This is a genomic window from Vibrio sp. 10N.222.48.A3, assembly GCF_041475345.1.
Taxonomy (GTDB): domain Bacteria; phylum Pseudomonadota; class Gammaproteobacteria; order Enterobacterales; family Vibrionaceae; genus Vibrio; species Vibrio tasmaniensis_A.
In genome coordinates, this window is sequence record NZ_JBFRVX010000440.1 from 1 (window position 1) to 233 (window position 233).

A 233-nucleotide genomic window follows, 5' to 3' on the forward strand; every position below is an offset into this window, starting at 1 on the left:
GTACCATCTCATTAATCAGGCTTGGATAGTGTCGGCAATCTTCTGGTCGGTCTAAGTAAATGCTGCATGTGTACTTGGCTTGAGGCTTGGTATCTTTCGTCGGAACCAGCTCCAGAAAAGGGCAGCGAGTTAAACGTTCACCAGATTCAGGGTCGAACCAGATCTCGCTTCCTCGAACATATTCAAAGATGTCTGGGTTGAACAACTCCCACAAATCGATCTCTTCTTGAGTC

General features: G+C 46.8%; 1 pseudogene. It reads right to left on the reverse strand.

The features are described from left to right. A pseudogene (locus tag AB4653_RS13405) lies at window positions 1–233 on the reverse strand (YkgJ family cysteine cluster protein); the annotation flags it as partial.